The sequence below is a fragment of the Pseudacidovorax intermedius genome (genome assembly GCF_003350475.1).
Lineage (GTDB): Bacteria > Pseudomonadota > Gammaproteobacteria > Burkholderiales > Burkholderiaceae_C > Xenophilus > Xenophilus intermedius.
Genome location: NZ_QQAV01000001.1, coordinates 112,340 through 135,209, shown reverse-complemented (window position 1 = coordinate 135,209; position 22,870 = coordinate 112,340). Strand labels below are relative to the sequence as shown.

The following is a 22,870-nucleotide window of genomic DNA, read 5'->3' as shown; positions in this document are numbered from 1 at the left end:
TGGAATGAAGAAAGCGCCCCGCGGGGCGCTTTCTTTCGTCTGGATGTGCGGTGCAGTGCCCGGGGGCGGCACGTGCGCCTAGCCAGCCGCACGTCCTCCGCTCGTGCTTGTCGCTCAGGCCGCGTCGGTTTCGCTGACGGCGGCGTTCGCGGCAGCCGGCGTTCCGTCGACGGCCGCCGCCTTGGGCTGCTTGCCCAGCACCCGGCGGGCTTCGCCCAGATCCATGCCGTACATGGCGGCGAAGGCGTCGACCGTGGGCTGGCCGCTGGCCTCGAAGGCGCGCTGCAGCGCCTCGCGCCGGGCCAGTCGGCGGCCGTGCTCGGTGAAGGCTTCGTCGATCAGGGCCAGGGCATCCGGCTGCGCCACGCGCACCTGCTGCACATAGTCCATGCGCTCCAGGCCGCTGGCGCCAATGGCGTCGGCCAGGCGGGCCACGAGTTGCGGACGCAGGTCCTCCTGCGTGCGGCCCTGCCGGCGCTTGAAGAGTTCGACGATGGCATGGTGCACGTGGTCGGGCGCCAGCTCCTCCACCGGCTGGCCGTCCAGGTCGTGGCGCGGGACGCGGTTGGCGATGGCGTCCAGGTAGCGGGTGGAGCGCGCATGCTGGCCCAGCGCCACCTTCAGCTCGTCGCCCGGCAGCACCTCGGCATGGCGGGCCAGCAGGTCCTCGTAGATGCCGCGCTTGAGCGGCAGGAAGCGCGCGCCGAACAGGTGGGGGTAGAGGCCGGCCAGCGTCTCCAGCAGCGGATGCACCTTGCGGCCGGCGTTGCGCTGGGCCGCGTTCTGGCCCTTGGCCGGGCTCTGGCGCTGTGCCTGCGGCTGGCGCTCGGGCTGGGCGCCGTCGGCGGCGGGTCGGCCCGCACCACCGTTGCCCTGACCACGGCCGCCGCGACGGCGACGCTGGCCGCGTTCGCCACCTTGACCACTTTCGCTGGGCTCGCCGCGTTCGCCCCGTTCGCCCCGTTCGCCTCGCGTGATGCCGGCTTCTGCGGTCGCGCCAGCCTCGGATGCGCCAGCGGCGGTCGTCGGAGCGTCTGCGCCGCCAGCCCCCTGGTCAGGGGCTGGGGCCGATGCTGTGGGGGAAGCTGGCGCGTTCACGGCAGGCGTTTGCGCCGCTGCCGTGGCGGGCCCGGCGCTGGTGTTCAAGGACGCAGCATGCGCGGGCGTGTCGTGGAACGGCGTGTCGTTGTGGTCGTTCATATCGGTCGCAATGGCGCCTGCGCCGGGGCAGGCGTGAAGAAGAGGGTGGAAAAGACTCAGCAGGAGGGGCGCAGCCCGCCCGCCATTTGGCGGGCGATCAGCAGCCGGAAGGGCAGCAGCATGCCGACGCCGACGGCCAGCTTGACCGCCAGATCGCCGACGGCCCAGCTGAGCCACGGATCGGACGTGCCCGCGAAGGCCACGCCCCAGAAGATGGCCGTGTCGAGCACGGCGGCCAGCAGCGTGGCGGCCAGCGGCGCGCGCCACCAGCGTCCGCGCCGCAGGCGGTGGAAGACACCGATGTCCAGCAGCTGCGAGGCGATGAAGGCCAGACCCGAGGCGGCGGCGATGCGCGGCGGCGCGAGCAGCGCCGACATGGCCACCGCCACTGCGAAGCCGACCCAGACCACGCGCCGGGCCAGGGCTGGGCCATGCAGCCGGTTGACCACCTCGCTCACCAGGAAGGCGGCCGGGTAGGTGAAGGCGCCCCAGGTCAGCCAGTCGTTGATCGGGAACTGCACCAGCACGTTCGAGGCAAGCACCACGGCCGCCATGGCGGCGATGGCCGGCGCGAGCGAGCGCCACGGCGTGAAGGCGGTGAGCACATTCATGCCGGCACCCGCTGTGATTCGGCCTCGGCCGCGATGGCCCGCGCCACGGCCTCGGCCACCTTGATGCCGTCCACGCCGGCCGACAGGATCCCGCCCGCATAGCCCGCGCCTTCGCCGGCCGGGTACAGACCGGCCAGGCCCGGGCATTGCAGCGTCTCGCCGTCGCGGGCGATGCGGATGGGCGAGGAGGTGCGCGTCTCCACACCGGTCAGCACCGCGTCGTGCAGGTCGTAGCCGGGCAGCTTGCGGGCGAAGGCCGGGAAGGCCTCGCGCATGGCCTCGATGGCATAGCCGGGCAGGGCCGCATGCAGGTCGCCGGGCAGCACGCCGGGCTTGTAGCTGGGCACCACCTCGCCGAGCGCGGTGGACGGTCGGCCGGCCACGAAGTCGCCCAGCAGCTGGGCCGGCGCGCAGTAGTCGCTGCCGCCGAGCACGAAGGCCTGCGACTCCAGCCGCCGCTGCAGCTCGATGCCCGCCAGCGGATGCGGCTTGCCGCGGGCGGCTTCCTGCAGCTCGGGCGACAGGGGCAGGTGCTGGTAGTCGGTCGGGTAGTCGCGCGGCTCGATGCCCACCACGATGCCCGAGTTGGCATTGCGTTCGGCGCGCGAATACTGGCTCATGCCGTTGGTCACCACGCGGCCGGGTTCGCTGGTGGCGGCCACCACCGTGCCACCGGGGCACATGCAGAAGCTGTAGACGGCTCGGCTGTTGTTGGCATGGTGCACCAGCCGGTACTCGGCTGCGCCCAGCGCCGGATGTCCCGCATGGCGACCCCAGCGGGCGCGGTCGATCAGGCTCTGCGGATGCTCGGCGCGGAAGCCGATGGAAAAAGGCTTGGCCTCGATGGGCGCGCCACGGGTGTGCAGCATGCCGAAGGTGTCGCGGGCGCTGTGGCCCAGGGCGATCACCACGTGGTCGGCGCGCAGCTCGTGCACCTGGCCGCTGGCCTGGTCGATGGCGGTGACGCCGCGCACCCGGCCGCCTTCGACCTGCAGGTCGGTCACGCGGTGCTGGAAGCGGATCTCGCCGCCCAGGGCAATGATCTCGGCGCGCATGGTCTCGACCATCTTCACCAGGCGGAAGGTGCCGATGTGCGGATGCGCCTCCCACAGGATGTCCTCGGGCGCGCCGGCCTTGACGAATTCGTTCAGCACCTTGCGGCCCAGGTGGCGCGGGTCCTTGATCTGGCTGTAGAGCTTGCCGTCGGAGAAGGTGCCGGCGCCGCCCTCGCCGAACTGCACGTTCGACTCCGGATGAAGGTTCTTGCGCCGCCACAGGTCCCAGGTGTCCTGCGTGCGCTCGCGCACGGCCTTGCCGCGTTCCAGGACGATGGGCCGGAAGCCCATCTGCGCCAGCAGCAGCGCCGCGAAGATGCCGCAGGGCCCGAAGCCCACCACGACGGGCCGCAGCCCGCCATCGGGCGCGCGCACTGGCGCCACGTAGCGCATGTCGGGCGCGCTCTGGATGTGGGGGTTCTTGGCGTGGCGCTGCAGCAGCGCAGCCTCGCCGGCCGGATCGGCCAGCGCCACGTCCACGATGTAGACGGTGAGCAGCTCGGCCTTGCGCGCATCGAAGCTGCGCTTGTGCACCGTGTGCGACGCGATGTCGGCAGGCGCGACGCCCAGCGTGGCGGCGATCAGGGCCGGCAGCGCCTCGGGCGCGGGGTCGAGGGGAAGCTTGAGTTCGGAAAGACGGATCATCGGCGCGGGGCCCGTGGTGATCGGGCAGAGGGCGGTGAAGGGCGCGATTGTCGCCGACATGCGATGGCCGGGTGATGCCGTCGCTCGAAGGCCTGCGCATCGGTGGTCGATCAAGGGATGATGGCGGCCCCGTCCCCTTCATCGATGCCCGGTGCGGCAAGGAGCAAACGATGCAGATCAAATGGCTGGAGGATCTGGTCGCGCTGGCGCAGACGCGCAGCTTCACGCGCGCAGCAGAGCTGCGGCATGTCACGCATCCGGCCTTCGGCCGCCGGATCCGCGACCTGGAGCGGTGGGCGGGTGCGCCCCTCGTGGCGCGGGGCGGCTCTCCGGTGACGCTGACGCCGGCCGGAGAAAGGCTTCTGATCCATGCCCGTCAGATGGTGGACGGCCTGGCTGCGGCCCAACGTGAACTCCGAGGTGGCACGAGCGCCGGGCAGCCGGTTTTCACGCTGGGAACCGGCCGCACACTGGCGCGCACCATCGCGGCCGACTGGCTGTGGCGGGTGCGGGGCCTGACCGCCGAGGCGATGGTCCATGTGCGCACGGGGGCGATGGCCGATGCGCTGCATCGGTTGGAGCATGGCGAGATCGACTTCATGCTGAGCTATCACCATCCGCTGATCGCCTTGCGCCTGCGTCCCGCCCAGCACCTCCAGCACACGGTGGCGCACGACCGGCTGGTGGCGGTGTCACGCGCGCAAGCCAGCGGCCAGCCGATGTTTCGCCTGGACGGTAGCCGGCCAGCGCCCTTTCTGGCCTATGCCCGCACGCTGGCGCTGGGCCACCTCGTGTCCGACCACCTGGCCAATCACGCGCAGGCACCTCGGCTGAGGCAGGTCCTCGAGGCCGACTCTGCCGATGCACTGCTGGAGTACGTGCGCAAGGGTCTCGGTGTGGCATGGCTGCCCTGGTCGCTCGCGGTGGGGGCCTGCCAGGAGAAGAAGATCGTGCCGCTGGGGGGCAAGGCGATGGAGATCGGCTTCGAGGTGCGCATGGTTCGCGACAAGCGCCGCCTGTCGGCGCTGGCGGAGCGGTTGTGGGAGGCCGTCGTGCCGGTCTGAGCGGCCTGCTCCGTCCGGATCGCGCGCCCAAAAGGCACGGGGATGTGCCGATTGGGCACGGTCGCGCGGCAGGCCGGCAGAAGAATCCGAGGCTCGACAACAAGACCGGAGACCTCATGCCCCCTCATCGCCGACTTCGGGCGCTGGCGCTGCCCGCCCTTTTCGCCGCACTGCTGCTGCCGACCGCCCAGGCGCAGACCGACCCCTATCCCAACCGGCCCATCACGCTGGTGGTGGGGTATCCGCCCGGGGGAAGCACGGACCTGACCGGCCGGGCGGTCGCGGACCAGTTGGCCAAGGTGCTGGGCGTGCCCGTGGTCGTCGAGAACCTCGGCGGTGCCGGCGGCACCATCGGCGCGCAGAAGGTCGTGCGGGCCACGCCCGACGGCTACACCCTGCTGCTGGGTGCCAACAACGAGATCGCGATCGCGCGGCTCGTCTCGTCCACCGTCAAGTACACCCCCAGCGACTTCACGCCCATCGGGCTGGTGGCCTCGCAGCCGATGGTGCTGGTCGCCTCCGCCTCTAGTGGCATACGCACCGTCGACCAGTTGCTGCAGGCGGTCAAGGCCCGGCCCGGCGACTACAGCTACGGCAGTTCGGGCGTCGGCACGGCGCTGCACCTGGCGGGGGAAATGCTCAAGCAGCAGGCCGGGCTGCAGATGACGCACGTTCCCTACCGCGGCGTCGGGCCGCTGACCACCGATCTGGTCGGCGGCTCGATCGGCCTCGGCGTCTTCGTGCTGTCGAGTGGTTTGCCGCAGATCCGCGGCGGCAAGGTCGTGGCGCTGGGCATCACCGAGAAGAGCCGCTCCGCCGCCGCCCCGGACATCGCGCCGCTCGCCAGCCACCCGGCCTTGAGGGACATGGACATCGGCGTCTGGTTTGCGCTGATGGCGCCGCCTCAATTGCCCGCACCCGTCGCCGCGCGGCTGCGCGCCGCGCTGGCCGAGGCACTGAAAGCGCCCGAGCTTCGCAGGAAGCTGCAGGACAACGGCTCCACGATCGCGGACGACGCCGTGGACATGCCCCGCTTCCTGGACGCTGAGACCGCCAAGTACCAGCGCATCGTCGACTTCGCGAAGATCCGCGAATGAGCGCGGTTCCCTTCGATCTTTCAGCGCCCGAGCTCGGCTCCTGGCGCGCCGGCAACACCGGCGTCGAGGGCGTGTGGCACTTCGATTCCGGCGTGCCGGGCCCCCGCGTCATGGTGAGCGCCCTGGTGCACGGCAACGAGCTGTGCGGGGCCTGGGCGGTGCTCGGCCTGCTGCAGGCCGGCATCCGGCCTGTTCGCGGCGCGCTCACCCTCGCTTGGTGCAACCTCGCGGCGTTCGACCGCTTCGACCCGCGCCAGCACGACGCTTCGCGGTTCGTCGACGAAGACATGAACCGCCAGTGGATGCCCGAGCGGATCGCCGACGGGCGCACGCGCGAACGTCGCCGCGTGGCGGCGCTGCGCCCCTTCGTCGAGGCCTCGGACTGGCTGCTGGACTTGCACTCCATGCACGAGCCCGGCCCCGCGCTGGCGCTGGTCGGCCTGCAGCCGCGCAACCTGGCGCTGGCGCGGCAGATGCGGGCGCCGGCGCATGTGGTGGTGGATGCAGGTCACCAGGACGGTGTGCGCATGCGCGACTTCGGCCGCTTCGGCGCTGCCGATGCGCAGCATCCCGACACCCGTTCCCTGCTCATCGAATGCGGGTTCCATGGCGACCCCGCGAGCGTGGTGGTGGCGCGTGACCAGTGCGTGCGCTTTCTGGACCTGGCCGGCACGCTGCCGCGCGACGCGGCGGCGCCGCTGCTGCGGGGCTGGCGCCAGCCGGATGCGCAGCAGCAGTGGGCCCTGCATGTCACCGGCCCGGTCGTGGCGCGCAGTGAGCGCTTCCGGTTCATCGGCGACTTCGCCGGCCTGCCCCTCGTTCCCGTGGCGGGTACCGTGATCGGTGACAACGAGGGGGAGCTCGTGCGCACCCCCTATGACGATTGCGTGCTGGTCATGCCCACGGCCCGCCAGGCGCGGGCGGGGGTGACCGTGGTGCGCTTCGCCCGCCGCGAGCGCCTGGCGCCGGCCTGACGGACCGGACGGCCACCTGGCGCTCAGGCCGGCAGGAAGCCCTCCACCGACAGGTAGCGCTCGCCGGTGTCGTAGTTGAAGCCCAGCACCACCGCATCGGCCGGCAGCTCGGGCAGCTTCTGGGCGATGGCGGCCAGCGTGGCGCCGGAGGAGATGCCGACCAGCATGCCTTCCTCGCGCGCGCAGCGGCGGGCCATCTCGCGCGCCGGCTCGGCGTCGACCTGGATGATGCCGTCGAGCAGGTCGGTCTTCATGATCTGCGGCACGAAGCCGGCGCCGATGCCCTGGATCGGGTGCGGCGCCGGGCTGCCGCCGGACAGCACGGGCGAGGCCACCGGCTCCACGGCGAAGACCTTGAGCTTCGGCCACTTCTTCTTGAGCACCTGCGCGCAGCCGGTGATGTGGCCGCCGGTGCCCACGCCGGTGATGATGGCGTCGATGCCCTCTGGGAAGTCGGCCGCGATCTCCTCGGCCGTGGTGCGCACGTGCACGTCGACGTTGGCGGGGTTGTTGAACTGCTGCGGCATCCAGGCGCCGGGCGTGCTGGCCACCAGCTCCTCGGCCCGGGCGATGGCGCCTTTCATGCCCTTTTCCTTGGGCGTCAGGTCGAAGCTGGCGCCGTAGGCCAGCATCAGGCGGCGGCGCTCGATGGACATGCTCTCGGGCATCACCAGCACCAGCTTGTAGCCCTTGACGGCCGCCACCATGGCCAGGCCGACGCCGGTGTTGCCGGAGGTGGGCTCGATGATGGTGGCGCCGGGCTTGAGGGCGCCGGACTTCTCGGCGTCCTCGATCATGGCCAGGGCGATGCGGTCCTTGATGGAGCCGCCCGGGTTGCCGCGTTCGGACTTGATCCACACCTGCTGCGTGGCGTTGCCGAAGAGCTTGTTGATGCGCACGTGCGGCGTGCGGCCGATGGTGTCGAGGATGCTGCTGGCTTTCATGGCGTCGTCATCTCCTTGGAAGTTCGGGCGGATGGGAACGGAACGGCCATTGTGGCGAGATTCGGCGGCAGGCTGCTGTCGGCGGCTTTGCCGCCGCGGCGATCACGGATAATCGCGGCCGTGAAGCACGCCAGACCGCCGCTGGTGCAATCGCCGAAAGGCGGCACTGGAGGAACGTCCGGACTGCACAGGGCAGCGCAGGAGCTAACGGCTCCCCATCGTGAGGTGAGGATCAGAGCAACAGAGACGAGCCGATTCAGTTCGGGTGAAACGGGCAATCTCTGCGCGCAGCAATACCAAGTAGGTGAACGTCGAGGCGGCCCGCTGAGTTCACGGGTAGGTAGCATCGAGCCGTCCGGGTGACCGGCGGCCCAGACAGATGGCGGTCACACCGCGGGCAACCGCGGTGCACAGAATCCGGCGTATCGGCGCGCTTCACAACTTACACCCTCACGAAACGCCAGCTTGCTGGCGTTTCGTCTTTGTGGCGGCCGTGGGGCGCGCTAGAAGCGCTCGCTGGCCCGCAGCAGCCGCCACTGTCCCGGTGCCAGTCCTGCCAGCGGCACGCGGCCGATGCGCAGCCGGCGCAGGCCGACCAGCCGCAGTCCCGCGCGGTCGCACAGCTCGGCGACGCGGTGGGCGTCGGCGCCGCCGATCACCAGCCGCAGCCCGGTCGTGCCGCCGCCCTGGCGCGCGAGGCTGGCCGCGGCCGGGCGCAGCGCCGCCAGTTGCGCCGGCTGCGGCTCGCCCTGCACTTCGGCCAGGAACTCGTGCTCCACCAACCCCGCCTCGTCCACCAGCCGGCGCCAGACGCCGCGCACCTGCGTGTGCACGACCAGGCCGCTGGCCGCATCGCCCAGCGCGGCGGCGCAGTGCTGCTGCATGAAGAGGCCCGGCACCGTGGGCGCCTGCGGATGGGCATCGACACGCTGGTCCACGGCCCAGTCCTGGGCATCGGCTGGCACGCCCGCCGGCTTGTGCCACAGCAGCGTGGCCGGAGGAAGGGGGCGCGGCTGCGCGCGTTCGTCGACTTCGACCTGCTGGCCGCGCGTGACGCGCTGCTGCGGCGCCACGGCCGGCTGGCCATCCACGCGCACGGCGCCCTGGGCGATCAGCATTTCGGCATCGCGCCGCGAGCAGCCGCGCAGGGCGGCCACGCGCTTGGCCAGGCGCTCGCCGTCTTCGGGGGCCGGGGGAGCGGAAGCGGCCGCGCTGCGGGCTGCGTCCCTGCGTGGCGGCGCATCGTCCGGCCGGCGCGTGGCGCGCACGCGCGGTGGGCGATCGGGCGGGTTGTTCATTCGGGTGCGAAGCTGGAGGGCTGCGGCGCCGGCTCGGAGGCGCGCACCAGGATGCGCTCGATGTGCGCCTCCAGCGAGCGCGCGGCCACCGGCCACAGGTGGCGCGGCGTGTCGGCGTAGGCCATCTCCAGCCAGTCCTGCGGCGTGCCGCTGGGCTTCTTGCGCATGGCGGCGGCGATCTTCGCCTCGCGCTGCAGCCGGTGGGCCTTGAGCCGGGCGATGGCGGTTCGGGCCGCGCCCAGCACGTAGCCGTGGGCCGGCAGGATGTGCTCGACGTGGAAGGCCGCGCAGGCTTCGTCCAGCCGGTCCAGCGACTCGAGGTAGTCGCTCATGTTGCCGTCCGGCGGATCGATGACGGTGGTGCTGCCGTTGAGGATGTGGTCGCCCGAGAAGAGCAGGCCGTCCTCCTCCAGCACCACGCAGAGGTGGTTGGCCGCATGCCCGGGCGTGTGCAGGACGCGCAGCGTGTGTGCAATGCGCTGGCCGCTGCCGTCGTCGGCCGGGCCGCCTTCGAGCTTGAGGCTCTCGCCGTCCGCCAGGGCGCGGTCGGGCGTGAAGCGCGCGGTGGGCCGGGCGGTGGGCGCCGAGGGCAGGCCGAGGATGGGCGGGCGCCTCTCGCACAGCGCCTGCAGCGGCAGCGCGCCAGGCGAATGGTCCGCGTGCGAATGGGTGCAGACAATGGCGCGGATGTCGCCCTGGGTGGCGCGCCAGAGCCGGCCGATGTGGTCGAAGTCGTTCGGGCCCGGGTCGATCACGATGTAGCCGCTGTCCCGGTCGCCCACGAGGTAGCTGTTGGTGCCGGGGCCGGTCATCACGCTGCCATTGGGCGCCGTGAGGCGCTGCACGTTGTGCAGCAGCGGCACGGGCACCTCGTGCTGCCAGTCGAGCGCATGGCCGATCTGGCCGTCGGGGCAGACCAGGGCCAGCTCGCCGTAGGGCGACTCGTGCTCCATGTAGCGCGCCTCCTCCCCCTTGAGCAGGCCGGCGCGGGGGCAGCTGCTCCACAGCGGCCGCTCGCTGGCGCAGGCTTCGAGCACGGCATGCACGTTGGGAAAGGTGGCCAGCCGCTGCAGCGTGCGGATGGTGGGAAAGATGATGTCGAAGCGGCCGGCGGCATGGCGCTCCAGCGCGTCGGCCGGGCGGACCCAGCTGGGCTCGAATTGCTCGGACTCGTCGGCCTGCGGCGTCTGGCCGGGCGGCATGCGGGCCACCAGAAAGAGCACGTCGAAGCGCTTGGGCAGGTCGCGGTCGGTGATCCAGTGGGCGAAGGCGAACACGCGGTCGGTGGCCAGCCGCAGGCCGCGCTGCGCGCATTGCTGCGCGAAGGGCACGGCCGGCGGCGTGCTGCGGTCCATGGCGGCGACCTCGGCGGCGCTCACGGGGCGGCCATCGGCATGCTCGGCCAGCAGCACGCCCAGTTCCTCGAAGGCCTCGCGCACCGCGGCGATGGCGTGGGTGAGCTGCACCCGGGGCTGGGTGCGACGGCGCAGGGCGATGCGGCGGGTGTCGGTGTCCTCCTCGTCCACGCGCCCGCCGGGGAAGACGTAGGCGCCGGGGGCGAAGCTGGCCGTGGCGGAGCGCCGGGTCATCAGCACCTCCATGCCCAGCTCGGTGTCGCGCAACAGCAGCACGGTGGCGGCCGCCCGTGCAGGGGCCGGTTCGCGCGGGGGATGGAGTTGCTGGGAGAGCCGGGGCATCGCCGCATTATCAGCAGCGCGGTCGATGCGCGCATGGCGGTCGCCGCGGCCTTGTCGGCGCGATGGCATGATGGTCGCTTTGCCCCGAAGCCGGGCGGCGCGCCCCGCTGTCGCCCGGATCGGCCGACGGGCCCCGAGGAGAGCCGGATGGATCTGACCCGCGCCACGGACGCGCCCTGGTTGCTGCGCCGCGTGCGGCCGATGGGGGGCGCTGCAATCGATGTGCTGGTGCAGGCGGGACGGATCGCCGCGGTCGGCCCTGAACTCACCCCCCCCGCCGGCACGCCGGAAGAGGAGGGCGGTGGCGCCCTGCTGCTGCCGGGCCTGGTGGAGTCGCACACCCACCTCGACAAGACGCTCTGGGGCCTGCCCTGGTACCGGAATGCGGTGGGCCACCGGCTGATCGACCGCATCGACAACGAGCGCGGATTCCGCGCCGCCAGCGGCCACGATGCCGCCACGCAGTCGATGCGGCTGGCGCGCGCCTTCCTGGCGGCCGGCACCACGCGGCTGCGCAGCCATGTGGACATCGACACCCAGGCCGGCCTGCGCCACCTGGCGGGCGTGCAGCGCACCGCCGCGGCGCTCGCACCCTGGCTGCAGATCCAGACCGTGGCCTTTCCGCAGTCCGGCCTACTCGGGCGACCGGGCACCGCCGAGCTGCTGGGCGCCGCACTGGCCGAGGGCGCCGATGTGCTGGGCGGCCTGGACCCCTGCGCCATCGACGGCGACCCGGTGCGTTCGCTCGATGTGCTCTTCGGCCTGGCCGAGCGCCATGGCAAGCCGCTGGACATCCACCTGCACGAGCCGGGCGCCATGGGCGCCTTCTCGCTCGGGCTGATCCTGGAGCGCACCGCCGCGCTGGGCATGCAGGGCCGCGTCGCGGTGAGCCATGCGTTCTGCCTGGGCGATCTGCCCGCGGCCGAGGTGCAGGCCCTGCTGGCGCGCCTGGCCGCGCTGGACGTTTCTCTGGTCACCAGTGCGCCGTCCTCGCGGTCCGTGCCGCCGTTGCTGGCCGCCCGTGCCGCCGGCGTGACGGTGGCCGGCGGCAACGATGGCATCCGCGACACCTGGACGCCCTACGGCAGCCCCGACATGCTGGCGCGCGCCATGCAGATCGGCCTGCGCTACAACCTGCGCCGCGATGACGAGATCGAACAGACGCTGGACTGTGTCACCGCCGTGGGCGCGCGGGCCTGCGGCTTCGGGGCGCATGGCCTGGCGCCCGGCTGCCGGGCAGACCTGGTGCTTGTCGAAGCCGAGACGGTGGCCGAAGCGGTGGTGGCCCGGCCGACGCGCCGGCTGGTGGTGGCCGGCGGACGGATCGTCGCCCGCGACGGCCATCTGCTGCCTGGGCTGCCGGGCGAAGAGGCCCCTCCTTCCATGCCGGCGCCGGTCTCGTGACGCCATCCTGCCGCCGATAATCCGCCGATGCGAATCCGCTTCACCAAGATGCAGGGCGCGGGCAACGACTTCGTCGTGCTCGACGAGACCGCCGGCCCCCTGGGCCTGACGCCCGGCCAGTACCGATTCCTCGCCGACCGTCACTTCGGCGTCGGTGCCGACCAGATCCTCAGCGTGCGGCCCTCGCCGGCCGCGGGCGTGGACTTCCAGTACGTCATCCACAACGCCGACGGTGGCGAGGTCGAGCAGTGCGGCAACGGCGCGCGCTGCTTCATGCGCTTCGTGCGCGAGCGCGGCCTGACCGACAAGGACGTGGTGCGGGTACAGACGCTGTCGGGCGTGATCGCGCCGCGCATGAATGGCGACGGCCGTGTCACCGTGGACATGGGCCCGCCGGTTTTCGAGCCGGCCCGCGTGCCCTTCGACACCGCCGGCCTCGATCCGCAGCCCGACGGCGGCTGGCACACCTGGCACCTCGCCCTCTCCACCGAGGCCGACGAGCCCATCGTGGCGGTGGCCGTGCTCTCCATGGGCAATCCGCATGCCGTGCAGCTGGTGGACGACATCGAGACCGCGCCCGTGGCCGAGCAGGGGCCGCGCATCGAGCACCATCCACGCTTTCCGCAGCGGGTCAACGCCGGGTTTTTGCAAGTGGTCGACCGCACCCATGTCCGCCTGCGCGTGTTCGAGCGCGGCGCGGGCGAGACACTGGCCTGCGGCACCGGCGCCTGCGCCGCCGTGGTGGCCGGCATCCGTCTCGGGCAGCTCGACCACCGCGTCGACGTCGAGACCCGCGGCGGCATCCTCACCATCGAATGGGCCGGCGACGAGGCCGATCCGGTGCTGATGACCGGGCCTGCCGTCACCGTCTTCGCAGGCGAGATCGAGGTGCCGGACGAGCTTTGATGCGCTGCACGCGCCTTCGCACTGCCTGACCCTTCTTCATCCTTCCTCTTTCCGGTGCGCCGCCTTGCGCCCGCATCGGCCGACCGACCGCACGCTGCCGCCGCCATGAACCCCATCACCGAAGACGACATCGCCAACTACCTGGCCAACACGCCCGACTTCTTCGAGCGCCACGCCCAGCTGCTGGCCGAGGTGCAGCTGACCAGCCCGCACGGCCAGCGCGCCGTGAGCCTGCAGGAGCGCCAGGCCGAAATGCTGCGCGAGAAGATCAAGGCGCTGGAGCACCGCATCATGGACATGGTGCGCCACGGCACCGAGAACGTGGTGACGGCCGACCGGCTGCAGCGCTGGACGCTGTCGCTGCTCACCTGGCGCGACCTGCGCGGCCTGCCCTGGGAAATCATCAAGGGCCTGCACCAGCAGTTCATGGTGCCGCAAACGGCCATCAAGCTCTGGGACCTGGACCCGGCCTACGCCGCAGAGGGCTACACCCAGGGCGTGAGCGACGACGTGAAGGCCCTGGCCACCTCGCTGACCACGCCCTACATCGGCCTCAACGCGGGCTTCGAGGCCACGGCCTGGCTCAACGAGCCGCAGCAGGCCCAGTCGCTGGCGCTGATCCCGCTGCGCACCGCGGCCGACGCGCCCGCCTTCGGCCTGCTGGTGCTGGCCTCGCCCGATCCGCAGCGCTACAACGCCGAGATGGGCACCGACTTCCTGGAGCGCATCGCGCAGCTGGCGTCGGCCGCCCTTTCCCGTCTGCGCGCTTGAGGCGTCAGACGCGCATCAGAGGATGGCGTCGGGTGGGGCTCATCCTTGCCGTTCTGGGTCTGATGGCTGGCGCGGCGATCCATGTCATGGTGACGCGGCACGGCGCGCACGTGCTGGCCAACCCGCCCGCGAAGGATGCCGACGCGGCCCTGGTGCTGGGCAACCGGGCCTTCATCGACGGCGCGCCCAACCCCTGCCTCGCGTCGCGTGTCGATGCCGCGGTGGCGCTCGCGCAAGCGGGTCGCGTGAAGCTGCTGGTGATGAGCGGCGGCGTGGACCATGAAGATGGCCGCATCGAGGCCGATGCCATGGAGGGTCTGGCCCGCGCGGCGGGCTACACCGGCCCGGTGCTGCGCGAGTCCGCCTCGCAGTCGACACGCGAAAACCTGCGGCTGTCGCGGCCCCTGCTCGAAGCAGCGGGTGTACGGCGCGTGATCGTCGTCACCGAGCCCTCGCACCTCTGGCGTACCCGCCAATTGGCGCGCGGCAGCGGCTTCGAATCTGCCTTCGACGTGCAGTACGCCGCCGCCCCCGCGCCCTGCCGGCGCTGGGACCGCGCCGCGCGCGCATCGCTGCGCGAGGTGGCGGCGGTCGTCAACAATGCCCTCCGTGGTGACTACTGATCCTTCGTCCGCCGCGGACGCCGACCGCGCCCTGGTCGACCGCTACCTCGCCCATGTGCGAGTGGAGCGCCGGCTGGCCGAGCGCACGGTCGAGCTCTATTCGCTGCACCTGGCCGAGCTGCTGCAGCGCGCGGCCGATGCCGGCCTGCCGCTGCAGCGCGTGGCCACCGCCCACATCCGCCGCTGGATGGCCCAGTTGCATGGCGCCGGACGGGCGCCGCGCGGCATCGCGCTGGTGCTGTCGTGCTGGCGCAGCTTCTACCGCTGGCTGGGCCGCGAGGGCCTGATCCCCGGCAACCCGGTGCAGGACGTGCACGCGCCCAAGGCGCCGCGGCCGCTCCCGAAGGCGCTGGGCGTGGACGATGCCGTGCGCCTGGCCGAGCACCAGCAGCCCGAGGCCGATGCCTGGACCGAGGCGCGCGACCGCGCCATCGTCGAGCTGCTCTACGGCTGCGGCCTGCGCGTGAGCGAACTCACGGGGCTGGACCGCGATCCATCCGCCGAAGCGCGCGGCTGGCTCGACCTGCCCTCGGCCGAGGTGCATGTGCTCGGCAAGGGCGGCAAGCGGCGCAGCGTCCCGATGGGCGGCCCGGCCGTGCAGGCCGTGAGCGCCTGGCTGGAACAGCGCGGGCTGCGGCCGGTCGATTCGTCCGCACTCTTCGTCGGCCTGCGCGGGGGCCGCTTCGGACCGCAGGCCGTGTGGCAGATGCTCCGCGCCCGCGGCATCCAGGCGGGCGTGGCGGCGCCGGTGCATCCGCACATGCTGCGCCACTCCTTCGCGAGCCACCTGCTGCAATCCAGCGGCGACCTGCGCGCCGTGCAGGAGCTGCTGGGCCACGCGAGCATCTCCACCACCCAGATCTACACGCGGCTGGACTTCCAGCACCTGGCCCGCATCTACGACGCCGCGCACCCGCGGGCGCATGCGCGCACCGGCCGCGACGACGACAAGAAACCCGACACCCCATGAAAGTCCTGCGCCTCAAGCCCGGCAAGGAGCGCTCGCTCCAGCGCCGCCATCCCTGGATCTTCGACGCCGCCATCGCCAAAGGCGGCGGCGATGCGGGCGAGACGGTGCGCATCGAATCGCACGAGGGCCGCTTTCTGGCCTGGGCGGCGTGCAGCCCGGCCTCCAAGATCCGCGCCCGCGCCTGGAGCTTCGACGAGGGCCAGCGCATCGACGCCGCCTTCTTCGCCGCCCGCTGCCAGGCCGCCGTGCAGGCGCGCGGGCTGTTCGACATCGCCAGCGACGGCCAGCGTCTCGTCCATGGCGAGGCCGACGGCCTGCCCGGGCTGATCGTGGACCGCTACGGCGACACGCTGGTGGCGCAGTTTCTGTCGGCCGGCGTCGAGCGCTGGAAGGCGGTGCTGGCCGATGCGCTGCTGGCCGCCACCGGCCTGACGAAGCTCTACGAACGCTCGGACGCCAGCGGCCGCGGGCGCGAGGGGCTGCCAGCGGTCACCGGCTGGCTGCGCGGCCAAGGCCCGACCGAGATCACCATCCAGGAACACGGCTGGCGCCTGAGCCTGGACGTGGCCACCGGCCACAAGACCGGCTTCTATCTCGACCAGCGCGACAGCCGCCGGCGCTTCTCCGAACTGGCGCGGCACCGGCGCTTCGCCCGCGTGCTGAACTGCTATTGCTACACCGGCGGCTTCACCGTCGCCGCGGCGCACGGGCTGGCGGCGGCGGGTGCGCTGGAAGGCGCGGAACTGGTTTCCGTCGATTCGTCACAGCCGGCGCTGGACCGGGCGCGGGCGCACCTCGCGCTGAATGGCTTCGAGGCGGCCAACGCGCAGTTCCTGGATGCCGACGTCAACCAGACGCTGCGCCGCTTCATCGACGAGGGCCGGCAGTTCGATGCCATCGTTCTCGACCCGCCCAAGTTCGCGCCCACCGTGGCGCATGCGGACCGCGCCGCCCGCGCCTACAAGGACATCAACCGGCTGGCCCTCAAGCTGCTGCCGCCCGGCGGCGTGCTGCTGACCTTCTCGTGCTCGGGCGGCATCGGCGCCGACCTGTTCCACAAGATCGTGGCCTCGGCCGGCATCGACGCGGGGGTGGACGGCTACATCGCCGAACGCCTGGGCGCGGCGCCCGACCATCCCATGACCATCGAATTCCCCGAGGGCGAGTACCTCAAGGGCCTGGTGGTGGTGCGCAAGTAGCCGCACCCGCAAAGAGCGCCGGCCGGCCGAGTTTTTGCGGCCGCCCTAAACTTTCGCCCCTTCCCCGTTTCCATCGTCGTCCCGACATTCCCGGAGCGTTTCCATGGCCCTCATTCCCGCCACCATCCTCACCGGCTTCCTCGGCTCCGGCAAGACCACCCTGCTCAAGCGCGTGCTGACCGAGTCGCACGGCCACAAGATCGCCGTCATCGAGAACGAGTTCGGCGAGGAGAACATCGACTCCGACATCCTGGTCACCGAGTCGAAGGAGCAGATCGTGCAGATGAGCAACGGCTGCGTCTGCTGCACCATCCGCGAGGACCTGCGCGAGGCGCTGCAGCTGCTGGCCGCCAAGCGCCGCAAGGGCTTGCTCGATTTCGATCGCGTGATCATCGAGACCACCGGCCTGGCCGACCCTGGGCCCGTCGCCCAGACCTTCTTCATGGACGACGAGATCGCCGAGAGCTACCTGCTCGACTCCATCGTCACGCTGGTGGACGCCAAGCATGCCGCGCAGCAGCTCAACGACCGCCAGGAGGCGCGCCGCCAGGTAGGTTTCGCCGACCAGATCTTCCTGTCCAAGACCGACCTGGTGAGCGCCGAGGACACCGAGGCGCTGATCCACCGCCTCAAGCACATGAACCCGCGCGCGGCCATCGAAAAGGCGCATTTCGGCGAAGTGGCCATTGCCAAGGTGCTCGACCTGCGCGGCTTCAACCTCAACGCCAAGCTCGACATCGATCCCGACTTCCTAAAGGCGGACGACCACGAGCATCACCATCACGACCATGACCACGAACATGGCGAGCACTGCGACCATCCCTCGCACCAGCACGACCATGGCCACGGCCATCACCACCATGTCGACGACGACGTCAAGAGCTTCGTCTACCGCGCCACGCGGCCCTTCGACCCGGCGCGGCTGGAGGACTTCTTGGGCGCCATCGTCAACATCTACGGCCCGCGCATGCTGCGCTACAAGGGCGTGCTCGACATGAACGGCACCCAACGCAAGGTGATCTTCCAGGGCGTGCACCAGCTCATGGGCAGCGACCTCGGCCCCGAATGGGGCGAGGGCGAGACGCGCGAGAGTCGAATGGTGTTCATCGGCATCGATCTGCCCCGCGACATCCTGGAGCAGGGCCTGGATCAATGCCTGGTGTAGGACGTTCGCGCTAGGCCGATCGCCCTCACCTTTTTGCAGGGTGCTTTCTCTATACAATCGCGCGCCTGTTGCGGTCCGCCACCCTCGGCGCTGCCCGTCAGGCAGGGAAGACCGCAGCCAGTGAAGGAGCCCGCCACGTGAAGAAAACCGCCCCGGCCAGCGCCGGCCTCGATGCCAAGACGCCGGTCGCCGTCGATGCAGTGCCGTCCCCCGATGCGCTGCCTCCGCGGGCGCGTCCTTCGGCCCGGTTGTCGCAATTGACCGTTCCGTCCATGCCTCAGGCGGTGGCCTCCACCGCACCCAAGGCCAGTTTCTCAACGACCATGTCCACGGCCCTCGTTCCCCCGCCCCTCCTGTCCGTCAAGAAGGACCCCAAGCTCGCGAACAACTGGAAGACCAAGCCGGTCGAGGAGCTGACCGATGCCGAAGTCATCGCGATGCCCGACAGCGAGTACATGAACGACACGCAGCTGGCCTTCTTCAAGCTGAAGCTGCAGCAGCTCAAGCAGGGCATCCTCGACAACGCAGGCGAGACGACCGAGCACCTGCGCGAGGACACCGTGGTCGTGCCCGATCCGGCCGACCGCGCCACCATCGAGGAAGAGCACGCCCTGGAGCTGCGCACCCGCGACCGCGAGCGCAAGCTGCTCAAGAAGATCGAGCAGTCCATCGCCCGCATCGACGCTGGCGACTATGGCTACTGCGACGAGACCGGCGAGCCCATCGGCGTCGGCCGCCTGCTGGCCCGCCCGACGGCCACGCTCTCGCTCGAGGCGCAGCAGCGCCGCGAGCTCAAGCAGAAGATGTTCGGCGACTGAGTTCGCACGGCAGGCCGGGCCGGGTCCGGCCTGCGCAGCCCGCCACGCCAGCCTTCACCCACTTTCTCGCAGCACGGGGCATGTCCAAGGACGACGCGGGAGGCCTGTTCTCCAAGGTCGCCAAGTTCGTGCGCAACCCGCTCAAGGACTGGTCCGAGCTCGAAGGCACGCCCGGCGCGGGTGCCTCCGACTTCGGCTACAGCCGGGAGGCGCTCAAGGAGCTCATGGAGCGTCGGCAGCGCAACGACTTCGTGCGCCGGCGCGAGTTCGACATGCTGCGCAAGCTGCGTCAGCGTGGCGGCACCGAAGATCCCGGCAACATCTCCTCGTCGCTGCCCTCCAGCGACCGCATGACCGACCGGCGTGCGCTCACGCTGCGCAAGATCGACGAGATCGAGGCGCAGATGTCTCAGCAGTGGTGGACCTCCGAATCCGCCGCCACCGTCCCCGATGGCGCCGACACGGTGCCGGCCGGTACCCCGGCGGTGGATGCCTCTTTGGCCGAGCACCACGCGCGTGCCTATGCCGACACCGCGCCGGTCGTGCCGACCGATCTGCAGCCGCCGCGTGAGGCCATGGCGCCGGCGGCGCCCGAAGTGCTGCTGCCGTCCTTCTCCACGCACCGGCCGGCGTACACCGCGGCGCCGCGCCTGGCCTTCGACACGCCTCTCGAAGAAGCGGCCGTCCGCTTTGCCCAGGGCGATGACCCCGGTGCCGAAAGCGCGCTGCGGCAGGCCCTGGTGCCCGGCAGCGCCTTTGCCGACCAACTCCAGACCTGGCGCGCCTTGCTCGACTTCTACCGCGCCACGGGCGACGCGGAGCGCTTTGCCGAGGCGGCCGCCCCCTATGCGGAGCGCTTTGGCCTGTCGGCGCCTGCCTGGGTGTCGCTGCGGACGCTGGCGCGGGATGCGCGCACGGGCGAGGTGGCGCAACGCCTGGATGCACGCACGGAGACCGACTGGCAGGCGCCCGCCCGGTTGGACCGCCCGGCCCTGCTGGCGCTCACGCAGGCCCTGTCGCGGGCGAAGGGCAGCGTCTGGCGCCTGGACTGGCGCGGCCTCGGCCAGATCGAGGCAGATGCCGTGCAGCCGCTCACGACGCTGGTCACGCACTGGGCGCTCTCGCCGGTGCAGATGGGTTTCCTGGGCACCGATGAGCTGCTGGCGGTGCTGGCCGCCGCCACCCCGCTGGGCGAGCGCGGCGTCGACGCGGGCTGGTGGAGCCTGCACCTGGCCGTCCTTCGCCTGCTCAATCGCCTGGACGACTTCGAGCTGGTGGCCCTCAACTACTGCATCACCTACGAGATCACGCCGCCCTCGTGGCAGGCGCCGCGCGGCACCGTGGCGGAGATGGGCGACGCGGGGCTGTCCAGCACCCGTGCCGCGCTGGATCCGGCGGCGGCGCGGGGCGCCTTCCTGGCCGGCGAGCTCGCGGGGGCCGACAGCCTGCCCTGGTCCAGGATCGAGGAAGCGCTCGACCGGGCCGGTGCAGGCCCCGAGATCGACTGCGCCGCACTCGTGCGCATGGACCTGGCGGCCGCCGAGGCCCTGCGTGCCCGGCTGGGTGCGCGGCCGGGCCTGCGGCTGCTGGCGGTGCATGGGGTGCTGGCCGAGTTCCTGCGGCTCACCGGGGTGGATCGCTGCGCCGTGGTGGTGCCCCGCGCGGGCTGACGGTCTGGGCCTGGAGTCGGCGGCCAGAGCTGCGCTGACAGAAAAAATCCCGCGCCGCCCTTGTGCAGCCCCGGAACGCCCCCAGGTGGCTGCGATGGAACAATTTCATGGAACCACCATCGTCAGCGTGCGCCGTAGCACGCCGCAGGGCGAGCAGGTCGCCATCGGCGGCGACGGCCAGGTGACGCTGGGCAACATCGTCTTCAAGGGTTCGGCGCGCAAGGTACGCCGGCTCTACCAGGGCAAGGTGATTGCCGGGTTCGCGGGTGCCACGGCCGATGCCTTTACGCTGTTCGAGCGCTTCGAGGCCAAGCTGGAGAAGCACCAGGGCCAACTCTCCCGCGCCGCCATCGAGCTGACCAAGGACTGGCGCACCGACCGCGTCCTGCGGCGCCTGGAGGCGATGCTGGCGGTGGCCGACCGCTCCACCTCGCTCATCATCACCGGCAACGGCGACGTGCTGGAGCCCGAGCAGGGCATCGTGGCCATCGGGTCGGGCGGTGCCTATGCCCACTCGGCGGCCAAGGCACTGATCGAGAACACCGAGCTGTCGGCCGAGGATGTGGTGCGCAAGTCGCTGGAGATCGCCGGCCAGCTGTGCATCTACACCAACATGCACCACACCGTGGAAGTGCTCTGACCCTTGATGGATAGGAACCCGATGTCCGCCATGACCCCCCAGGAAATCGTGTCCGAGCTGGACAACCACATCGTCGGCCAGAAGGAGGCCAAGCGGGCCGTGGCGATCGCGCTGCGCAACCGCTGGCGCCGCCAGCAGGTCGACGAGAAGCTTCGGCCGGAGATCACGCCCAAGAACATCCTCATGATCGGCCCCACCGGCGTGGGCAAGACCGAGATCGCCCGCCGTCTGGCGCGGCTGGCGGATGCGCCTTTCATCAAGGTCGAGGCCACCAAGTTCACCGAGGTGGGCTACGTGGGCAAGGACGTGGATTCGATCATCCGCGACCTGGCCGAGGTCTCGGTCAAGCGCACGCGCGAGGCCGAGGTGGCCAAGGTGCGGGTGCGGGCCGAGGACGCGGCCGAGGAGCGCATCCTCGACGCCCTGCTGCCCGCCGCCCGCGATGCCGAAGGCCGCGCGGTGGCCAGCGACAGCGGAAACGCCACCCGCCAGGCCTTCCGCAAGAAGCTGCGCGAGAAGGAGCTGGACGACAAGGAGATCGAGATCGAGGTGGCCGAGGCCCGGCCGCAGATGGAGATCATGGGCCCTGCCGGCATGGAGGAGATGGCCGAGCAGCTGCGCGGCATGTTCAGCCAACTGGGCCAGGGCCGTCGCAAGACGCGCAAGCTCAAGATCGCCGAGGCGCTGCGCCTGCTCACCGAGGAAGAGGCCGGCAAGCTGCTGAACGAGGAGGAGATCCGTGCCCAGGCGCTGGTCAACGCCGAGCAGAACGGCATCGTCTTCATCGACGAGATCGACAAGGTGGCCACCCGCAGCGAGGCGCAGGGCGCCGACGTCTCCCGCCAGGGCGTGCAGCGCGACCTGCTGCCGCTGGTGGAGGGTACGGCCGTCACCACCAAGTACGGCGTGGTGCGCACCGACCATATCCTGTTCATCGCCAGCGGCGCCTTCCACCTGGCCAAGCCCAGCGACCTGATCCCGGAGCTGCAGGGCCGCCTGCCGATCCGCGTAGAGCTGCAGTCGCTGTCGGTGGCGGATTTCGAAAGCATCCTCACGCAGACCCGTGCCTCGCTGGTCAAGCAGTACGAGGCGCTGCTGGCCACCGAGGGCGTCACGCTGGCCTTCACGCCGGACGGCATCACCCGGCTGGCGACCATCGCCTTCGAAGTGAACGAACGCACCGAGAACATCGGCGCGCGGCGCCTGTCGACCGTGATGGAGCGGCTGCTGGACGAGGTGAGCTTCGACGCGGCCAAGCTTTCGGGCCAAACGGTGAGCATCGATGCCGCCTATGTGGATGCGCGGCTGGACATGCTCAGCAAAGACGAGGACCTGTCGCGTTTCATTCTCTGAGCGCGCGAAAAACTCTTGACAGTTCGACGGCCCGGGGTGGCAACACCCCGGGCCGTTGCCTTTTGATGCAGGCCTGGGCCTACACCAGCTAACGCGGAACTTCCACTGTGGTAGCTAAGTGCTTCATCAGCAAAGAGAAATGAGGGCTGAAGCCGCAGGAAAGTTGTGCTCTAAGTCATTGATTCCATTACAAAAAATACCTCGTAACAGTCGATTGGCGGCAGGTGTTTCCTGCTACAGTGCAAAAAAGTGCAGGAAAGTGGGAAAACGTGGGTTAGGCCCCGTCCTACTCGGCAGTTCGCCGGCCGCTTTTTCGGGAGTTATGGGTTCGTGTTTCAGGGCACGTCATCGCTGAATCTGGATGCCAAGGGGCGGCTGTCGATGCCTGCCCGGTATCTGGACGCCCTGCGCACGGAGGCCGGTGGCCAGATCACCGTCACCCGCAATCCGGACGGCGGTCTGAACCTGTATCCCCGCCCGGTGTGGGAAGAGGCGCGGGCCAGCCTCGCGGCCCTGCCTTCCTCCGAGCAATGGCTCAAGCGCTTCTACCTGGGCAGCGCCTCCGATGTGGAGCTCGACGGTACCGGCCGGGTGCTGATCTCGCCGGAGCTGCGCGAGCTGGCGGGCATCAACCGGGACGTGCTGCTGCTCGGCGTGGGCCACCGCTTCGAGCTGTGGGACAAGGCGGCCTACCAGGCCAAGGAAGCCGCGGAGATGATGGAGAACATCCGCAACTCCGAGGCGGCCCGGATGCTCAAGCTGTGAC

Annotated in this window: 21 protein-coding genes and 1 other RNA gene; 16 read left to right on the top strand and 6 right to left on the bottom strand. The window is 70.9% G+C overall.

The window, feature by feature from the left end:
• Nucleotides 1-114 precede the first annotated feature (114 nt).
• Genes DFR41_RS00610 through DFR41_RS00600 form a run of 3 tightly spaced genes read right to left on the bottom strand, consistent with a single transcriptional unit; the run spans nucleotide 115 to nucleotide 3,511 of the window.
• Nucleotides 115-1,200, bottom strand: a complete 1,086-nt coding sequence (locus DFR41_RS00610) for a ProQ/FINO family protein (protein ID WP_114801347.1) — start codon at nucleotides 1,198-1,200, stop codon at nucleotides 115-117.
• A 56-nt stretch (nucleotides 1,201-1,256) separates the two neighbouring features.
• On the bottom strand, nucleotides 1,257-1,811 hold the full coding sequence (locus tag DFR41_RS00605; RefSeq protein WP_114801346.1) for a VUT family protein: 555 nt from the start codon (nucleotides 1,809-1,811) through the stop codon (nucleotides 1,257-1,259).
• A complete protein-coding gene (locus tag DFR41_RS00600; protein WP_114802122.1) occupies nucleotides 1,808-3,511 on the bottom strand; it encodes an NAD(P)/FAD-dependent oxidoreductase in 1,704 nt (567 codons plus the stop codon). Before DFR41_RS00600 ends, DFR41_RS00605 begins: the two co-directional genes overlap by 4 nt.
• 170 nt (nucleotides 3,512-3,681) lie before the next feature.
• Between DFR41_RS00600 and DFR41_RS00595 the strand changes: the two genes are divergently transcribed.
• From DFR41_RS00595 to DFR41_RS00585, 3 genes are all read left to right on the top strand, one after another.
• Complete coding sequence (locus DFR41_RS00595; RefSeq protein ID WP_017758618.1) at nucleotides 3,682-4,575, top strand: LysR family transcriptional regulator; 894 nt, start codon at nucleotides 3,682-3,684, stop codon at nucleotides 4,573-4,575.
• A 116-nt stretch (nucleotides 4,576-4,691) separates the two neighbouring features.
• Nucleotides 4,692-5,672, top strand: coding sequence for a Bug family tripartite tricarboxylate transporter substrate binding protein (locus DFR41_RS00590; RefSeq protein WP_017758617.1), 981 nt, complete (start codon nucleotides 4,692-4,694; stop codon nucleotides 5,670-5,672).
• On the top strand, nucleotides 5,669-6,646 hold the full coding sequence (locus DFR41_RS00585) for a M14 family metallopeptidase (RefSeq protein ID WP_114801345.1): 978 nt from the start codon (nucleotides 5,669-5,671) through the stop codon (nucleotides 6,644-6,646). The genes DFR41_RS00590 and DFR41_RS00585 overlap by 4 nt, the downstream gene beginning before the upstream one ends.
• A gap of 23 nt (nucleotides 6,647-6,669) precedes the next feature.
• Here DFR41_RS00585 and cysK read toward each other — a convergent pair whose 3' ends face one another.
• Entirely contained in the window at nucleotides 6,670-7,590 is a 921-nt protein-coding gene (gene cysK, locus DFR41_RS00580) for a cysteine synthase A (protein ID WP_114801344.1), read from the bottom strand.
• Between the two features lie 122 nt (nucleotides 7,591-7,712).
• On the opposite strand from cysK, the gene rnpB reads away from it, so the two are divergent.
• An RNA gene (rnpB, locus tag DFR41_RS00575) (RNase P RNA component class A) lies at nucleotides 7,713-8,031 on the top strand.
• A gap of 62 nt (nucleotides 8,032-8,093) precedes the next feature.
• Here the strand turns inward: rnpB and DFR41_RS00570 are convergent.
• Both DFR41_RS00570 and DFR41_RS00565 read right to left on the bottom strand, forming a co-directional pair.
• Nucleotides 8,094-8,888 (bottom strand): S4 domain-containing protein, encoded by a 795-nt coding sequence (locus tag DFR41_RS00570; protein ID WP_114801343.1) that lies wholly within the window; start codon nucleotides 8,886-8,888, stop codon nucleotides 8,094-8,096.
• Nucleotides 8,885-10,585, bottom strand: coding sequence for an MBL fold metallo-hydrolase (locus tag DFR41_RS00565; protein WP_114801342.1), 1,701 nt, complete (start codon nucleotides 10,583-10,585; stop codon nucleotides 8,885-8,887). The genes DFR41_RS00570 and DFR41_RS00565 overlap by 4 nt, the downstream gene beginning before the upstream one ends.
• A 147-nt stretch (nucleotides 10,586-10,732) precedes the next feature.
• Between DFR41_RS00565 and DFR41_RS00560 the strand changes: the two genes are divergently transcribed.
• From DFR41_RS00560 to mraZ, 12 genes are all read left to right on the top strand, one after another.
• A complete protein-coding gene (locus DFR41_RS00560; protein ID WP_114801341.1) occupies nucleotides 10,733-11,989 on the top strand; it encodes an amidohydrolase family protein in 1,257 nt (418 codons plus the stop codon).
• A gap of 27 nt (nucleotides 11,990-12,016) precedes the next feature.
• Complete coding sequence (gene dapF / locus DFR41_RS00555) at nucleotides 12,017-12,895, top strand: diaminopimelate epimerase (protein WP_114801340.1); 879 nt, start codon at nucleotides 12,017-12,019, stop codon at nucleotides 12,893-12,895.
• Between the two features lie 105 nt (nucleotides 12,896-13,000).
• Nucleotides 13,001-13,666, top strand: a complete 666-nt coding sequence (locus DFR41_RS00550) for a DUF484 family protein (RefSeq protein ID WP_114801339.1) — start codon at nucleotides 13,001-13,003, stop codon at nucleotides 13,664-13,666.
• A gap of 32 nt (nucleotides 13,667-13,698) precedes the next feature.
• On the top strand, nucleotides 13,699-14,289 hold the full coding sequence (locus DFR41_RS00545; protein ID WP_244917607.1) for a YdcF family protein: 591 nt from the start codon (nucleotides 13,699-13,701) through the stop codon (nucleotides 14,287-14,289).
• The gene (locus DFR41_RS00540; RefSeq protein ID WP_114801337.1) at nucleotides 14,267-15,259 is read left to right on the top strand and encodes a tyrosine recombinase XerC; all 993 of its coding nucleotides are present in this window, start codon (nucleotides 14,267-14,269) and stop codon (nucleotides 15,257-15,259) included. The genes DFR41_RS00545 and DFR41_RS00540 overlap by 23 nt, the downstream gene beginning before the upstream one ends.
• Nucleotides 15,256-16,458: a class I SAM-dependent rRNA methyltransferase gene (locus DFR41_RS00535; protein ID WP_114801336.1), complete on the top strand. Its 1,203-nt coding sequence runs from the start codon at nucleotides 15,256-15,258 to the stop codon at nucleotides 16,456-16,458. The genes DFR41_RS00540 and DFR41_RS00535 overlap by 4 nt, the downstream gene beginning before the upstream one ends.
• A gap of 103 nt (nucleotides 16,459-16,561) precedes the next feature.
• Complete coding sequence (locus tag DFR41_RS00530) at nucleotides 16,562-17,623, top strand: CobW family GTP-binding protein (RefSeq protein ID WP_114801335.1); 1,062 nt, start codon at nucleotides 16,562-16,564, stop codon at nucleotides 17,621-17,623.
• 200 nt (nucleotides 17,624-17,823) lie between these two features.
• Complete coding sequence (dksA, locus tag DFR41_RS00525; RefSeq protein ID WP_043117155.1) at nucleotides 17,824-18,441, top strand: RNA polymerase-binding protein DksA; 618 nt, start codon at nucleotides 17,824-17,826, stop codon at nucleotides 18,439-18,441.
• 80 nt (nucleotides 18,442-18,521) lie between these two features.
• Nucleotides 18,522-20,111 carry a hypothetical protein gene (locus DFR41_RS00520; RefSeq protein ID WP_114801334.1) on the top strand — a complete coding sequence of 530 codons (1,590 nt, stop codon included), beginning with the start codon at nucleotides 18,522-18,524 and terminating at the stop codon, nucleotides 20,109-20,111.
• 94 nt (nucleotides 20,112-20,205) lie between these two features.
• On the top strand, nucleotides 20,206-20,751 hold the full coding sequence (gene hslV, locus DFR41_RS00515) for an ATP-dependent protease subunit HslV (RefSeq protein WP_017757354.1): 546 nt from the start codon (nucleotides 20,206-20,208) through the stop codon (nucleotides 20,749-20,751).
• A 21-nt stretch (nucleotides 20,752-20,772) separates the two neighbouring features.
• On the top strand, nucleotides 20,773-22,104 hold the full coding sequence (gene hslU / locus DFR41_RS00510) for an ATP-dependent protease ATPase subunit HslU (protein WP_114801333.1): 1,332 nt from the start codon (nucleotides 20,773-20,775) through the stop codon (nucleotides 22,102-22,104).
• A 330-nt stretch (nucleotides 22,105-22,434) separates the two neighbouring features.
• The gene (gene mraZ / locus DFR41_RS00505; protein ID WP_017757356.1) at nucleotides 22,435-22,869 is read left to right on the top strand and encodes a division/cell wall cluster transcriptional repressor MraZ; all 435 of its coding nucleotides are present in this window, start codon (nucleotides 22,435-22,437) and stop codon (nucleotides 22,867-22,869) included.
• The last annotated feature ends 1 nt before the right edge of the window (nucleotide 22,870 follow it).

Excerpts from the sequence above, each read along its gene's own strand:
- DFR41_RS00610 (WP_114801347.1), bottom strand. The coding sequence starts at position 1,200 with ATGAACGACCACAACGACACGCCGTTCCACGACACGCCCGCGCATGCT.
- DFR41_RS00605 (WP_114801346.1), bottom strand. The coding sequence starts at position 1,811 with ATGAATGTGCTCACCGCCTTCACGCCGTGGCGCTCGCTCGCGCCGGCC.
- DFR41_RS00600 (WP_114802122.1), bottom strand. The coding sequence starts at position 3,511 with ATGATCCGTCTTTCCGAACTCAAGCTTCCCCTCGACCCCGCGCCCGAG.
- DFR41_RS00595 (WP_017758618.1), top strand. The coding sequence starts at position 3,682 with ATGCAGATCAAATGGCTGGAGGATCTGGTCGCGCTGGCGCAGACGCGC.
- DFR41_RS00590 (WP_017758617.1), top strand. The coding sequence starts at position 4,692 with ATGCCCCCTCATCGCCGACTTCGGGCGCTGGCGCTGCCCGCCCTTTTC.
- DFR41_RS00585 (WP_114801345.1), top strand. The coding sequence starts at position 5,669 with ATGAGCGCGGTTCCCTTCGATCTTTCAGCGCCCGAGCTCGGCTCCTGG.
- cysK (WP_114801344.1), bottom strand. The coding sequence starts at position 7,590 with ATGAAAGCCAGCAGCATCCTCGACACCATCGGCCGCACGCCGCACGTG.
- DFR41_RS00570 (WP_114801343.1), bottom strand. The coding sequence starts at position 8,888 with ATGAACAACCCGCCCGATCGCCCACCGCGCGTGCGCGCCACGCGCCGG.
- DFR41_RS00565 (WP_114801342.1), bottom strand. The coding sequence starts at position 10,585 with ATGCCCCGGCTCTCCCAGCAACTCCATCCCCCGCGCGAACCGGCCCCT.
- DFR41_RS00560 (WP_114801341.1), top strand. The coding sequence starts at position 10,733 with ATGGATCTGACCCGCGCCACGGACGCGCCCTGGTTGCTGCGCCGCGTG.
- dapF (WP_114801340.1), top strand. The coding sequence starts at position 12,017 with ATGCGAATCCGCTTCACCAAGATGCAGGGCGCGGGCAACGACTTCGTC.
- DFR41_RS00550 (WP_114801339.1), top strand. The coding sequence starts at position 13,001 with ATGAACCCCATCACCGAAGACGACATCGCCAACTACCTGGCCAACACG.
- DFR41_RS00540 (WP_114801337.1), top strand. The coding sequence starts at position 14,267 with ATGCCCTCCGTGGTGACTACTGATCCTTCGTCCGCCGCGGACGCCGAC.
- DFR41_RS00535 (WP_114801336.1), top strand. The coding sequence starts at position 15,256 with ATGAAAGTCCTGCGCCTCAAGCCCGGCAAGGAGCGCTCGCTCCAGCGC.
- DFR41_RS00530 (WP_114801335.1), top strand. The coding sequence starts at position 16,562 with ATGGCCCTCATTCCCGCCACCATCCTCACCGGCTTCCTCGGCTCCGGC.
- DFR41_RS00520 (WP_114801334.1), top strand. The coding sequence starts at position 18,522 with ATGTCCAAGGACGACGCGGGAGGCCTGTTCTCCAAGGTCGCCAAGTTC.
- hslV (WP_017757354.1), top strand. The coding sequence starts at position 20,206 with ATGGAACAATTTCATGGAACCACCATCGTCAGCGTGCGCCGTAGCACG.
- hslU (WP_114801333.1), top strand. The coding sequence starts at position 20,773 with ATGTCCGCCATGACCCCCCAGGAAATCGTGTCCGAGCTGGACAACCAC.